This is a genomic window from Isoptericola halotolerans, assembly GCF_045689585.1.
Classification (GTDB): domain Bacteria; phylum Actinomycetota; class Actinomycetes; order Actinomycetales; family Cellulomonadaceae; genus Isoptericola; species Isoptericola halotolerans_B.
This window is the reverse complement of the sequence record NZ_CP140108.1, coordinates 1,837,200-1,850,157: the sequence shown is the minus strand read 5'-3', so window position 1 is coordinate 1,850,157 and position 12,958 is coordinate 1,837,200. Positions and strand designations below refer to the sequence as shown.

Sequence of the window (12,958 nt, the reverse complement as noted above, 5' to 3'; positions counted from 1 at the left end):
TGGGGACCATGCTCTCCACGATGATCCACGGCGCGCGGGACGTGCGCGCCGAGCGACGCCCCGACCCGGTGCTACGCACCCCGCGCGACGCGGTGCTGCGGGTCACGGCCGCCTGCGTGTGCGGCTCCGACCTGTGGCCCTACCGCGGGGTGGCGCCCACCCAGGAGCCGCACCCGATCGGGCACGAGCTGGTCGGCGTCGTCGAGGAGGTCGGCGCCGAGGTGACCTCGGCGCTCCCCGGGGACTTCGTCGTCGTGCCGTTCTCGCTGAGCTGCGGGCGGTGCCAGTCCTGCCGGGCCGGGTTCCCCTCGGCGTGCGACCTGGTGACCGGATTCGGCTCGACCGACCGCGACGGCCACCCGGTCGACGGCGCCCAGAGCGAACGCGTGCGGATCCCGCTGGCGCAGCACTCCCTGTTCCCGGTGGGGCGGAGCGAGGCCGACCTGGAGGCCGCAGGGCTCGTGCCGCACCTGCTGACCCTGTCCGACGTGATGTCCACCGGTCACCACGCGGCGGTCTCCGCCGGCCTCGGCCCCGGTGACACCGTGGCGGTGGTCGGGGACGGTGCGGTCGGCCTCTGCGGGGTGATCGCCGCCCGGCGTCTCGGGGCCGAGCGCGTGGTCGCCTTCTCCCGGCACCCGGACCGGGCCGCGCTGGCCCGCGAGCTCGGCGCGACCGACGTCGTCGCCGAGCGGGGCGACGAGGGCGTGGCTGCGCTGCGCGAGCTCCTGGGCGGCGACCTCGCGGACGCCGCGCTGGAGTGCGTCGGCACCGAGCAGTCGATGGCCCAGGCGCTGGGTTCCGTCCGCGGTGGCGGACGCGTCGGGTTCGTCGGGGTGCCGCACGGCGGCTCCCGGGTCCCGATCGGCAAGCTGTTCGGCCGGAACATCACCGTCGGCGGCGGCATGGCGCCCGCCCGGGCGCACATGGTCACGCTGCTCGACGACGTCCTTTCCGGGGCGATCAGCCCGGGAAAGGTCTTCGACTCCGAGATGCCGCTGGCCGACGTCGCGGACGCCTATGCGGCGATGGACGAGCGCCGTGCGACGAAGGTCCTGCTGCGGCCCTGACCCCCACGGGCGCACGACCTCGGACCTACCGCAGCGAGCGGTACCGCCTCCAGGTGCGGGCTGCCCGCACCGCCGTGTACAGGCCGACGGGCACCGCGGGACCACGACGTACCACGGGAAGACGGCACCGCCCCGGAAGCCGCCCACCGGGCCGCCGTCGAGGTCGTTGACCTGCGCACCCCACCAAGCGAACGAGACGATCACCGCCATGCCCCACAGGGTGAGCGTGAGCCAGAGCCACATCCGGACGAAGCGCCGCGCACGGGCAGGATCCCCGTGGTCGTCGAACGGGCCGGGTACCGGCTCGCTCATGCCAGGGCCTCGGCGAGGACGGTGAACGAGGGGTCCGCCGCCGTCGGCACGGCGTCCGGCACCGAGTCTCCGGGCCCGGTGGCCAGCTCCCACCGACCCTCGGTGTCCACGTGCACCGACGCGACGCGAGATCTCGACGCCGTGGTCAGCTTCAGGCTTCCCGCGAAGGGACGGCCCGTGTTGTTCTCGAACTGCGAGCGCACGAACCGCGCACCGGCCGACGGCAGGTCGGGCGACGGCGGCATGGACCACGCGTGCCAGATCGAGTAGGGACGGGGCTCCAGGAGCGCACCGCCGTACTGCGAACCGACGAGGACGCCCTCCCCGAGGTCCGTCGCGAGCCCGGTCCAGGTCGCACCGTTCTGGATGTCGGTGAGCCAGTCGGGGAACAGGTCGGGCCCACCCGCGTCCGGTCCGCCGGCCGCGCCGCCTCCCGCCGAGCCGGCCCCGGCGCCAGCACCTGCACCTGCACCTGCACCTGCACCTGCACCTGCACCGTCGTAGGTGTTGCTCGTGTCCTCCTGGGCGTCCGCGTTCCGCGCAGCCTTCACCGAGGCGTCGGTGAGGCCGTGCGCGGCGGACCGCAGCGACGGCGCGTGCGACGCGTGCCACTCGTCGCGGAACATCTCGGCGCCGGGGCCGAACCAGGGGACGGTCTCGACCATCTGCGACACCATGCCGGCAGCGTCCTCCAGCGCCGAGCTGCGCTCGCTCGACTGCTGGGACAGCGCGCGCAGCTGCTCGACGTCCGCGCCGTACATGATTCCCATCGCCCCTCCGCACCGACCACCGCGCACCCTGCTCGTCCGGACGTTCTCGCAGATCGTAGCCGCGCCGGTCCGCGCCGACGACGGGGAGCACGCGCCGTCACACGACCGGACCGTGCCTGTCGGGACGCTGGTGGATCGCCAGGTCGCCGCGCCCCGGGGCGTGCTCGTCGAGCAGCCGGCGCTGCCCGTCGTAGTCGTCGAGCAGGCGCCGGTACGGCAACGGCCGGTCGGTGCCGAGGTTCTCGAACCGCTTGCGCACCTGCGCCCGGGCGTCGTCGATGCCGGCCCACACCGGGGAGTCCACGCCCAGCAGGGCGAGCGGCGCGAGCGGCTCGATGCCCGTGTACCAGAGGATCCCGTGGTTGACGGGGAACAGCAGGTCCTCGATGTGGCCGTTGACGCCGCGGGGCCCGAAGGCCTCCGCTCGGTCCCCCGCCGTCGTCACGACGAGCCCCTGCTTGCCGGCGAAGGCACCGTCGCCGTACTTGCGGGGGTTGCCCTCGGCGTCCCGCAGCCCGTAGGCGAACCCCTGCGTGAAGACCCGGTCGACCCAGCCCTTGAGGACGGCCGGCATCCCGGCCCACCACAGCGGGAAGACGAGGACGAGGAGGTCGGCCCGCCGCAGCAGCTCCTGGTGGCGCCGGACCTCCACGTCCAGGGTCCCGGCCGCCGCCGCCTCGACGGCATGTGTGCCGACGGGCGCCGAGAGCTCCTCGACCCCGTAGTCGGAGGGACGCACCGCGGGGTGCCAGCCGCTCCGGACGAGGTCGAGGACGTCGACGTCGTGGCCCTGGTCGCGGAGCGTCGCGGCGGCCGTGCGGGTGAGGTCGGCGGTGAGGGCGCCGTCCGAGGGGGCGGCGGAGACGATGAGCGTGTGCATGCTTCGACCGTAGGCAGAACATCGCCCGGGCGGTAGTACGGTCATTCTTGTCACCAAGGGTCATCACAGACAGCATCGAGCACGGTGCGGAGCGGGAGCGAGGACGAGATGCGTGAAGCCGTACGGCGCGCCCTGGAGGTGTGCCCGATCGAGGTCGGCGTCGCCGTCGCCGGTGGCGACTGGAAGCTGACCGCCGTGTGGAAGCTGAGCGACGGGCCGCTCCGGTTCGGGGAGCTGCAGCGCGCCGTCGGTCCCGTCTCGGCCAAGACCCTCACGCGCCAGCTCCGTGCGCTGGAGGCCGACGGGATCGTGGTGCGGACCGTGTTTCCCGAGGTGCCACCGCGGGTGACGTACGAGCTCACGGAGGCCGGCCGCGAGCTGGCCTCGATCGCCGTGCTGCTCGGCCGGTGGAGCGAGCGGTTCGTCGCACGGGACGGCGGGGAGCGCGACGAGAACAGCATCTCAGAATATGGTCCCGCATCGTGAGATCCGGTGGGCAGCGTCCCACCTGCGGGTTACCGTCGAACCCATGACTCGTCGAATGCGCAGCTGACCATCGCGCACCGTCGCCTGCCTGCGGCCACCGGGCAGCCGCACGCCGTGTGCGCGCCCGCCCGCACCGCCGGAGACCGCAGCCAGGAGAGACGATGACCTCGACGCCGACCAGCACCACGGGCCACCGCGCCACCGGCGCGACCCGCACCGGGGACGGGCGCCGCAGCCCCGCCGGGCCGGTCCCGGCCTCCGGCGCCTGGCGCGACGGCGACCCGCCCGCTGGCCGGAAGTTCGCCGACGTCGGCACGTTCGACCTGGAGGCCGGCGGCCGCCTGCCGGACGTGCGGGTCGCGTACGAGACGTACGGCGAGCTCGCCGAGGACGGCTCCAACGCCGTCCTCGTGCTGCACGCGCTCACCGGCGACGCCCACGTCCGCGGCCCGGCCGGCCCGGGCCAGCTCACCGCCGGATGGTGGGAGCCGATGATCGGGCCCGGCGCACCGATCGACACCGACCGGTACTTCGTCGTCGTGCCCAACGTGCTCGGCGGGTGCCAGGGCACGACGGGCCCGTCCTCCCCCGCCCCCGACGGCCGTCCCTGGGGCGGACGCTTCCCCCGCATCACCACGCGCGACCAGGTCGCCGTGGAGGTCGAGCTGGCTCGCCTGCTCGGCATCGACTCCTGGGCGTCCGTCGTCGGGGCCTCCATGGGCGGCATGCGGGTGCTGGAGTGGTCGCTCCTCGGCCCCGAGGCCGGGATCGCCGTGCGCTCGATCGCCGCCATCGCCACCGCGGCGCAGTCCTCCGGCGACCAGATCGCCTGGGCCCACCCGCAGCTCGGCGCCATCCGCGCCGACCCGGGCTGGAACGGCGGTGACTACTACGACGCTCCCGACGGCGAGGGCCCGCACGCCGGGCTGGCGATCGCCCGCCAGATCGCGCACACGACGTACCGCACCGCGGTCGAGCTCGACGAGCGGTTCGGACGGCTGCCGCAGGGCGGCGAGGACCCATTCGACGACGGCCGGTTCGCCGTGCAGTCCTACCTCGACCACCACGGGGACAAGCTCGCGCGGCGGTTCGACGCCAACTCCTACCTGCGCCTGACCGAGACGATGATGACGCACGACCTCGGCCGTGACCGCGGCGGGGTGGAGTCCGCGCTGGCGCAGATCACCGCACGGGCGCTCGTCGTGGCGGTGAACAGCGACCGCCTCTTCCCGCCGACGCAGGCGGCGCGGCTCGCCACCGGCATCCCCCGGGCCGAGGGCCTGCGGGTCATCGCCTCGGACTTCGGGCACGACGGCTTCCTCCTCGAGCACGACCAGACGGGTCCGCTCCTGCGGGACTTCCTGGCCCAGGTCGCCCCGGTGCCTCCCGCATAGCCGTACCGGTGTCGGCCGCCGACGCGCGAGCGCCGTGCCCGGGCCTCACCATGGTGCCGGACGCCGACGACGGCGGCCCGGAGCACCTCCTGGAGGGCACCATGGCTCGACTCGACCCGTACCTCAACTTCCGCACCGAGGCCCGCGAGGCGCTGGAGCTCTACCGCTCCGCGCTGGGCGGCGAGCTCGACATCTCGACGTTCGGCGCCGTCCCCGGCATGGTGGAGGACCCCGCTGAGGAAGACCTCGTCATGCACGGCCAGCTCGAGACGCCCGCCGGGCTCACGCTCATGGCCGCCGACACGCCGTCGTCCATGCCGTACGCCGCGCCGACGGCCGGTGTCACCGTCGCGCTCACGGGCGTGGCGGAGGACATGGAGTACGTCCGGGCCGCCGTCGCCGTCCTCATCGAGGGCGCCACCGACGTCCTGCCGTTCGAGCTGGCCCCCTGGGGCGACCACTACGGTCAGCTCACCGACCGGTACGGCGTCACCTGGATGTTCGACGTCGGTACGCCCTGAGTCACCGCACGCGCCGCCGCCCGCCACCGCCCGCCACCGACCCGTCACGTCACGTCACGTCACGTCACGTCACGTCACGTCAGCAGGAGGTTCTCCCGCCGGCGGTCGAGGCCGACGAGGTCCTTCTCGACCGCGGTGAGCCGGTCGGCGAGCCGTCCGGCGACGTGCGCCACGGCGGCCCGGGCCGCGTCCACCCGGTTCCGTGAGTCCCGGATGTGACGCGCCACCGACAGGTCGCTGAAGACGTTGTCGAACCAGATGTCGAACGTGCGCGCCATCCCCTCGACACCCAGTCTGCCGACCCCGCGCTCGCCCACGTCGCCCAGCTCGACCGCCAGGTGGGCGAGCGCCGCGTCCGCCGCACGGGCCCGCTCCGCCGCACGGTCCAGACGGTCGTGCTTGGCCATGCTGGCGAGCAGGTCACCGCCGAAGTAGGTGTCGTAGGTCGACCAGCCGTCGGCCCCGGCCAGCTCCTCCGCCGCGGCGTCGAGGGCGTGCCGGGCGCCGTCCGCCGCCTCCTGCGCCTCGGCGATCTCGACCAGCTCGGCCTGACGCCGTCCGCGCCGTTCGGCGATGTCGACCAGCTCGGCACCGCGTCCGGTCCCCGACGACCACAGCCAGGCCTCCTTGTCGGCGAGCGCCTGCAGCCGGCGGCCGGCGACGTCGCCCAGGCCGTCCACGGCCTCCTGGGCACGGGCCAGCTCGCGGCGGGCCGCCTCCTGGCGCGTCCGTGCCGCCGCGAGCGCGTACTCGGCGCGACGCAGCTCGGCGCGCTCGTCGTCGAGACGCGCGTCGCGGTCACCTCGCAGGCTCGCCCAGAGTCGGGCGAGGCTCAAGGACTCCAGGCGGTCCACGTCACCGGACTCGTCGGACAGGTTCGCCTCGGCCCGCGCGACCGCCTGCTCGGCGCCGTGCAGCGCCGTCGCCGACCGCTCCCGTCGCGCCAGGTAGTCGGCGAGCAGCGTGGCGTCCCGCTGCGCCCGCTCGACGCGCTCCTCGAGGGCTGCCGGGTCGGGACCGGCCGGGTCGAGGTCGGTCGGGTGGTCCTGGACGTCGTCAGCCATGCCGACCAACATAGTGGCCCGCGGCACCGTGGCATCACCTAGGTTGGGACCATGCTCGCTGCCACCGTCGCCCGCTTCTCCCCCGACGGCCCCCTCGAGGGCCTGGAGGTCTCCGACCGGCCGGCACCGGCCGCGCGGGAGCACTGGACCACCGTCGACGTCCGCGCCGCCAGCCTCAACCACCACGACCTGTGGTCGCTGCGCGGCATCGGACTGCGCGAGGAGCAGCTCCCGATGATCCTCGGCACGGACGCGGCCGGCGTCACCCCCGACGGCACCGAGGTCGTCGTCCACGGGGTGATCGGTGCTGACGGCCACGGCGTCGGGCCTCACGAGCGCCGGTCGCTGCTCTCCGAGCGCTACCCGGGGACCCTCGCGGAACAGGTCTCCGTCCCCACGGCCAACCTCGTGCCCAAGCCGCCGGAGCTGACCTTCGCGGAGGCCGCCTGCCTGCCGACGGCGTGGCTCACGGCCTACCGGATGCTCTTCGGCGCGGCGTCGCTGCGGCCGGGCGACCGGGTGCTCGTCCAGGGGGTCGGCGGCGGCGTCGCCACCGCCGCGATCGTGCTGGGCGCCGCCGCGGGCCTCGAGGTCACGGCCACGTCCCGCGACGAGGCGAAGCGCGACCGTGCTCTGGCGCTCGGTGCCGCGCACGCCGTCGCCCCCGGGGAACGGCTGCCCGCCCGGGTGGACGCCGTCGTCGAGTCCGTCGGGCAGGCGACCTGGGCGCACTCGGTGCGATCGGTGCGCCCCGGCGGGGTCGTCGTGGTCTGCGGGGCGACCAGCGGTGACGCACCGCCGGCCGAGCTGACGCGGGTGTTCTTCTCCGAGATCCGGGTGCAGGGCGTCACGATGGGCTCCCGGGAGGACCTCACGGCGCTGCTGCGGTTCTGCGCGCGGACCGGCGTGCGGCCGGTCGTCGACTCCGAGGTGTCGCTGCCCGACGTCGCCGCCGGGCTCGCGCGGATTGCGGCCGGTGAGCAGACGGGCAAGATCGTCGTCGTCCCCTGACGGGTGGCGCCTCGCGGACCGGCTCCGGCGAAGGAACCGGGTCCGACGAACGCGGTCGAACGCGTCAGCTCAGGCGAACCGGGCGCGGTAGGCGTCCAGGAGCGACGGCCCGCCGGGTCCCAGGTGCCAGACGTTCCACCCGTCGTCGGTCAGGGTGCCGCAGGCGGCCGACGCGGCATGGTCCGGGTGCTGGAACCGCGAGCCGTCGGCCAGCTCGATGACGCCGTCGGGGTGCAGGACCGCCTCGAAGTGCTGGCGTCGCCGCGGGCGCGACCACACGAGCAGGGTGGGCTGGTGCAGGGTCGAGGCCAGGGCGATGAGGTCCCCGTCGACCTCGTCGTCGAGCATCACCGGAGCCCGCTCGGCCGTGTCGTAGAGGCTCCGCTCGGGCGGGGGCGTGTACGACGGCGCCTCGAGCGGCGGGACCTCGAGGCGCGGGAGGTCGTCGGACGCGTTCGTCCAGCTCGACGGCGTCGACGGCTCCCACTGTGTCGAGCCGTACGGTGCCGGGTCGTTCAGCGGGTCGTCCCACCGCTGCACCGGCGGGTCCCACGGCGCCGGCTCCCGGTGGGGCGCGGGCGGTGGGGGCGGGGCCGGCGCAGGCGGGAGGTCGAGCGCGGGGGCGGTGTACCGCGCGAAGTCCTCGCCGAGCCCGGGGGTGTCGGTGCTCGCGGCCGAGGTGGTGGTCCGTCGGGCCAGCTCGGCGAGGTCGAGGTCCTCCGCCGAGCCCGCGGACGCCGCGGTGAACGCCGCGAGGTCGGGCGTCGGCTGCTGGGGCCGCGTGAACCGGTCCGTCCGCGAGCGACGGCGGGAGCGCTCCGGTGCCGGCGCCGGAGCCGGCGGCGTCGCCTCCGCCGCGGTCCACGCCGGTGCAGGCACGGGCGCGGGGCCGGCGGACGGCGGGTCGGCGGGCGGCGCGGGGACCGGCGGGACGTCGGTCCGGACGGCGGGGAGCGAGAGGCTGCCGGCACCGGCCGCCGTCCGCCGTCCGGACCGCGTGCGCGGCTGCTCGGCCGTGTCCCGGGCGGCCTCGGCGCGGGCGTCGTCGGCGCGGGTGCGCGCGGCGCGGGTCGGGGTCGCCGGCCGGGCCGGAGCGGGAGCGCTCTCGTGCACCGTGCCGGACGTGCTCGCGCCCCCGGGCTGCGCGACCGCCGGGTGCTTCCCGGTGAGCGCGATGCCGACCTTGACGCCCTCGGCGAACGACTCCGGCTCGGTGTCGTTCGCCGCCGGGGCCCCGCGACGCTCCTCCGCGGGCGCGGCACCGGACAGGCGCGGCGCCGTCGGCGTGGAGGCCGGGTGGATCACCAACGGCGAGACGTCCACGAACCGGCGGCCGTCCTGGCTGTGGACCACGCCCATCTTCAGCACCTCGACCGGCATGGTCGGCTGGCGCAGGAAGTCGACGGCGTTGAGGATCTCCTCGCCGGCCTCCTGGCAGATGACGATGAGCCGCGCGCTGGAACGCCCCGGCTGGGAACGGGTGATGGGGACCGAGTCGTAGAACGACGCGACGTCACGCTGGAACGCGTTCGGGCCACCGTGGTACCGCGAGGCCAGCTCGCCCCGGGTGAGCCGCCCGGCCCACCCGGCGTGGTCGAGCGCACGGGTCAGCGCCGGCCGGTCGAGCTCGGCGACCAGCTCGACGACGACGGGGGACCCGGTGGCGTCGAGGGCCAGCAGGTGCGGCTCGTCCGGCCCGACGCCCTGCGCGACGGGGAAGATCTGCTCCCCGAGGAGACCGTCGATGTGCGAGTCCACGACGCGGTGCGCCGTCGTCCCGAGGCCCGGCTCGCCGCCGCCCGGCGTGCGCCCGGACTGCACGAGGAGCGGCCTGCTGGCGTCGACCTCGAACAGTGGCATCGCGCTGACTTCTCCCCGGTTGCTGCACACGGCCCCGTGCCGTGTGCGGCATAGCCTACGGCGAGTCGTGCCGTGACCTGCAACACCCCAGGTGGGGTGACCGGGGTCACGCGTGCCCGGCCTGCTCCTCGTCCGCCGCGAGGGCTTCCTCGACCCTGCGGACCTTGGCGTCGAGCTGGCCGGTGAACCCCGGGCGGATGTCCGCCTTGAGGACGAGCGAGACCCGGTGGCCGCCCGCGCCGACCGCCTCGGTGGCCCGCTGGATCACCGGCATCACCTCGTCCCACTCGCCCTCGACCTCGGTGAACATCGACGTGGTCCGGTGCGGCAGCCCGGACTCCCGCACGATGCGCACGGCTTCGGCGACGGGGCCCGCGACGGACTCGCCGGCGCCGAGGGGGGACACGGAGAACGCGAAGACAGCCATGCGCTCATCATGCCTCCACCTCGCCCGTCCAGGGCGCTTAGGCTCAGGTCGTGAGTACTTCGGTGACGGTCCTGGCCGGTGGCGTCGGCGGCGCCCGGCTCGCGCACGGCTTCGCGCTGGCGCTCCCCGACGGCGGTGCCCCGGCGGACGGCGGCGGCCTGACCTGCGTGGTGAACGTGGGCGACGACACCGAGCGCCACGGGCTGCACGTCTCGCCCGACCTGGACACCGTCATGTACACGCTCGCGCGGCTGAACGACGAGGAGCGCGGCTGGGGGCTGACGGACGAGTCGTACGCGACGCTGGCACAGCTGGAGCGGCTCGGCGAGGACACGTGGTTCACCCTCGGGGACAAGGACCTGGCGACGCACGTGGTGCGCACGGCGCGCCTACGCGAGGGCGTCCCGCTGAGCGAGGTGACCGCCGCGCTGACGGCCGCCCTGGGCGTGCGCGCCCGGCTGCTCCCCGTCACGGACGACCCGCTGCGCACCCGGGTGTCGACGCCGTCGGGCACGCTGGCCTTCCAGGAGTACTTCGTGCGCCGCCAGCACGCGGACGCCGTGCTGGGCCTGACCTTCGACGGCATCGGGTCGGCGCGCCCGGCGCCCGGGGTGCTCGACGCCGTGACCGGCCCCGACCTGCTGGTGGTGGCGCCGTCGAACCCGTTCCTGTCGGTGGAGCCGGTGCTCGGTGTGGCCGGAGTGCGCGACGCCGTGCGGACCTCGCCGGCCCGCCGGGTGGCCGTGAGCCCGATCGTGGGCGGGCAGGCGGTCAAGGGGCCGGCGGCACAGGTCCTCGAGACCCTCGGGCACGAGGTCTCGGCGCTCGGTGTGGCCCGCCTGTACGCCGGTGTCGTGGACACGATGGTGATCGACGACGCCGACGCCGCGCTGGCCGGACCGGTCGAGGACCTCGGCCTCGACGTGATCGTCACCGACACGATCATGCGCGGGCCCGCGGGCCGCGAGCGCCTCGCCCGTGAGCTGCTCGCCACCGTCGGGCCGCGATGACGGGCACGGTCGCCGTCGTCCCGCTGCGGGACGGCGTCTCGGGCAAGTCTCGGCTCGCGGCCACCCTGGACCCGGGGGCCCGACGGCGGCTAGTCGTCGCGCTCGCCCGGCACGTCCTGGAGGTGCTCGCCTCCCCGGCCGCGGGCGGACGGCTGGCAGGGGTCGTCGTGGTGACGGCGGACGTGCCGTTCGTCGAGGAGGTGCTGACCGATCTGCCCGGCAGCTCGTCCGGTCCGCGGTCCGGGCCCCCGACCCGAGCTGCCGAGGTGATCGCGGAGCCGCCCGACCAGCCGGGCCTCGACGGCGCCCTCCACCATGCCCGCTCGCACCTCCGGGACCTCGGCGCCGACCGGATGCTCGTGGTGCACGCCGATCTGCCGCGACTGGGCACCGACGACGTCCGGGCGCTCCTGGCCGACCCGGCGGACGTCGCCGTCGCCACCGACCGGCACGGGACCGGCACGAACCTGCTGGCCGTGCCCCTCGACCCGCCGGACCTGCGGTTCCGGTTCGGTCCCGGCTCGCGGGCCGCGCACGAGGCGGAGGCCGCCACGCACGGCCTGACCTCCGCCGTCGTGCGGCGACCCGGCACCACCGCCGACCTGGACACGATCGACGACTGGGCCGAGCTGCCGGCCGAGATCCGCGCCCGCGTGGGTGCCGCCGTCGGGCACCCGCTGGCCGCGCGGTAGCGTCCTCAGGCCGCGTCGAGCCGGGTGCGGACCTCGTCCGGCAGGTCGAGGTGCACCGCGCCGACGGTCTCGGCGAGCGAGGTGGCCCGGTCGTCCACGTGGCCGTAGAGCACGTCGATCTGCTCGATGCCGAGGTGGCGCAGGCTCTCGTGCGCCTCGCGGGGTCACGCAGGCCCCGCGAGGCCAGCCAGCCGCCCAGGAGGTCCTCGCTGTCGCGGCCGTGACCGCCGTTCCAGATCGCATAGTTGTTCGCGGTGTCGAGGAACGTCCCGCCGGCCTCGACGAACCGGTCGAGGATCGCCTCCGACGTGGCCGGGTCCACGAGGGTCCCGTAGTTCACGGTGCCCAGGCACAGCATGGACACCTCGCTCGCGCGGTCCCCCGTGCCGATGGTGCGGTAGCGCGTGGTGTTCTCCGTTCGGTGGTGTCGGTTCAGACGGCGTCGAGCCGGGCGCGCAGCTCCGGGTCGAGGTCCAGGTCGGCGGCGCCCAGCAGCTCGTCGAGCTGTTCCACGCTGCTCGCGCCGACGACGGGGATCACGGGGACCTCGCCGCCGAGCAGCCACGCGAGCACCACCTGGTTCGGGGTCGCGCCGAGCTCGTCCGCGACCTCTCGCAGGACCCGTAACCGTTCGTGGGTGGTGGGGTGGTCGAAACTGTCCCACAGCGGCCTGTCGTCGCGGACCAGCGCACCCTGCATGAGCGGGGAGTACGCGGCGACGGCGAGCGGGGCGCGGCCGTCCGCGGTGACCTGCCTGGCGTAGTCGAGCATCTCGGCGGACGCCCAGCTGTGCCGGCCGACGTCGGGGCGCGGGTAGGGGTAGGTGCGCTGCTGCTGCACCAGACCGTAGGGGGCGACGCCCTGCCGGTCCGCTTCCTCGCGCGCCTCGACGAGGCGGTGCAGCGCCACGTTGGAGATCCCGGAGATGCCGACCAGCCCCTCGGCCTGGAGCTTGCCGAACGCGCCGACGGTCTCGGCGAGCGGGGTGGCGTGGTCGTCGACGTGCCCGTAGCAGACGTCGAGGTGATCGATGCCGAGGTGGCGCAGGCTCGTGGCGACCTCGCGCACGACGGTCCGGGCACCGAGGCCCTGGAAGTTGGTGGGCTCGACGTTCTGCAGCGGCAGTTTCGGGTCCTTCTTCGCCGCGCCGACCTTGGTGGCGATCCGCACCTGGTCACGGGTCCCGCGGTCGGCGAGCCACCGGCCGATCACGTCCTCGCTGTCGCGGCCGTGGCTCCCGACCCAGGCGTTGTAGTTGTTGGCGGTGTCCAGGAAGGTGCCTCCGGCCTCGACGTACCGGTCGAGGATCGCGCGGGCGGTGGTCTCGTCGGTCCGGGTGCCGAACCACATGGTGCCGAGGCACAGGGTGCTCACCTCGAAAGAGGTCGAGCCGTTGCTGAGCGTGCGATAGCGCATGGTCTCTCCGTGGGATGACGGTGTCGGGATGACACCGTCGACGCT

At 74.8% G+C, this 12,958-nt stretch carries 13 protein-coding genes and 1 pseudogene; 7 read left to right on the top strand and 7 right to left on the bottom strand.

All coding sequences use genetic code 11. The annotated features are described in order from the left end of the window. Positions 1-8 precede the first annotated feature (8 nt). Positions 9-1,070: a zinc-dependent alcohol dehydrogenase family protein gene (locus UQW22_RS08660; protein ID WP_407320522.1), complete on the top strand. Its 1,062-nt coding sequence runs from the start codon at positions 9-11 to the stop codon at positions 1,068-1,070. A 308-nt stretch (positions 1,071-1,378) separates the two neighbouring features. Here UQW22_RS08660 and UQW22_RS08655 read toward each other — a convergent pair whose 3' ends face one another. Then, complete coding sequence (locus UQW22_RS08655; protein WP_407320521.1) at positions 1,379-2,152, bottom strand: hypothetical protein; 774 nt, start codon at positions 2,150-2,152, stop codon at positions 1,379-1,381. A gap of 97 nt (positions 2,153-2,249) precedes the next feature. After that, positions 2,250-3,032, bottom strand: a complete 783-nt coding sequence (locus tag UQW22_RS08650) for an NAD(P)H-dependent oxidoreductase (RefSeq protein WP_407320519.1) — start codon at positions 3,030-3,032, stop codon at positions 2,250-2,252. Between the two features lie 108 nt (positions 3,033-3,140). On the opposite strand from UQW22_RS08650, the gene UQW22_RS08645 reads away from it, so the two are divergent. The 3 genes from UQW22_RS08645 to UQW22_RS08635 all read left to right on the top strand — a co-directional run bounded on the left by UQW22_RS08645 (position 3,141) and on the right by UQW22_RS08635 (position 5,433). Then, a complete protein-coding gene (locus UQW22_RS08645) occupies positions 3,141-3,518 on the top strand; it encodes a winged helix-turn-helix transcriptional regulator (protein WP_407320518.1) in 378 nt (125 codons plus the stop codon). A 161-nt stretch (positions 3,519-3,679) separates the two neighbouring features. After that, positions 3,680-4,912, top strand: a complete 1,233-nt coding sequence (locus tag UQW22_RS08640) for a homoserine O-acetyltransferase (protein ID WP_407320516.1) — start codon at positions 3,680-3,682, stop codon at positions 4,910-4,912. An 8-nt stretch (positions 4,913-4,920) separates the two neighbouring features. Further along, the gene (locus UQW22_RS08635) at positions 4,921-5,433 is read left to right on the top strand and encodes a VOC family protein (protein ID WP_407320515.1); all 513 of its coding nucleotides are present in this window, start codon (positions 4,921-4,923) and stop codon (positions 5,431-5,433) included. A 74-nt stretch (positions 5,434-5,507) separates the two neighbouring features. Here UQW22_RS08635 and UQW22_RS08630 read toward each other — a convergent pair whose 3' ends face one another. Next, the gene (locus UQW22_RS08630; RefSeq protein ID WP_407320513.1) at positions 5,508-6,497 is read right to left on the bottom strand and encodes a hypothetical protein; all 990 of its coding nucleotides are present in this window, start codon (positions 6,495-6,497) and stop codon (positions 5,508-5,510) included. A gap of 51 nt (positions 6,498-6,548) precedes the next feature. Between UQW22_RS08630 and UQW22_RS08625 the strand changes: the two genes are divergently transcribed. Beyond that, positions 6,549-7,508 carry a zinc-binding dehydrogenase gene (locus UQW22_RS08625; RefSeq protein ID WP_407320511.1) on the top strand — a complete coding sequence of 320 codons (960 nt, stop codon included), beginning with the start codon at positions 6,549-6,551 and terminating at the stop codon, positions 7,506-7,508. 69 nt (positions 7,509-7,577) lie between these two features. Here the strand turns inward: UQW22_RS08625 and UQW22_RS08620 are convergent, their stop codons facing one another. Both UQW22_RS08620 and UQW22_RS08615 read right to left on the bottom strand, forming a co-directional pair. Continuing rightward, a complete protein-coding gene (locus UQW22_RS08620) occupies positions 7,578-9,368 on the bottom strand; it encodes a hypothetical protein (protein ID WP_407320509.1) in 1,791 nt (596 codons plus the stop codon). A 106-nt stretch (positions 9,369-9,474) separates the two neighbouring features. Further along, on the bottom strand, positions 9,475-9,795 hold the full coding sequence (locus UQW22_RS08615) for an MTH1187 family thiamine-binding protein (protein WP_407320508.1): 321 nt from the start codon (positions 9,793-9,795) through the stop codon (positions 9,475-9,477). Between the two features lie 50 nt (positions 9,796-9,845). On the opposite strand from UQW22_RS08615, the gene cofD reads away from it, so the two are divergent. Together cofD and cofC are read left to right on the top strand one after the other, a co-directional pair. Further along, complete coding sequence (cofD, locus tag UQW22_RS08610) at positions 9,846-10,805, top strand: 2-phospho-L-lactate transferase (RefSeq protein ID WP_407320506.1); 960 nt, start codon at positions 9,846-9,848, stop codon at positions 10,803-10,805. After that, on the top strand, positions 10,802-11,497 hold the full coding sequence (gene cofC / locus UQW22_RS08605) for a 2-phospho-L-lactate guanylyltransferase (RefSeq protein ID WP_407320504.1): 696 nt from the start codon (positions 10,802-10,804) through the stop codon (positions 11,495-11,497). Before cofD ends, cofC begins: the two co-directional genes overlap by 4 nt. A gap of 223 nt (positions 11,498-11,720) precedes the next feature. On the opposite strand, the pseudogene UQW22_RS08600 reads toward cofC, so the two are convergent. Together UQW22_RS08600 and UQW22_RS08595 are read right to left on the bottom strand one after the other, a co-directional pair. Next, positions 11,721-11,855 (bottom strand): annotated as a pseudogene (locus tag UQW22_RS08600) (aldo/keto reductase); the annotation flags it as partial. A 74-nt stretch (positions 11,856-11,929) separates the two neighbouring features. Beyond that, positions 11,930-12,913, bottom strand: a complete 984-nt coding sequence (locus tag UQW22_RS08595; protein ID WP_407320503.1) for an aldo/keto reductase — start codon at positions 12,911-12,913, stop codon at positions 11,930-11,932. Between the last annotated feature and the right edge of the window lie 45 nt (positions 12,914-12,958).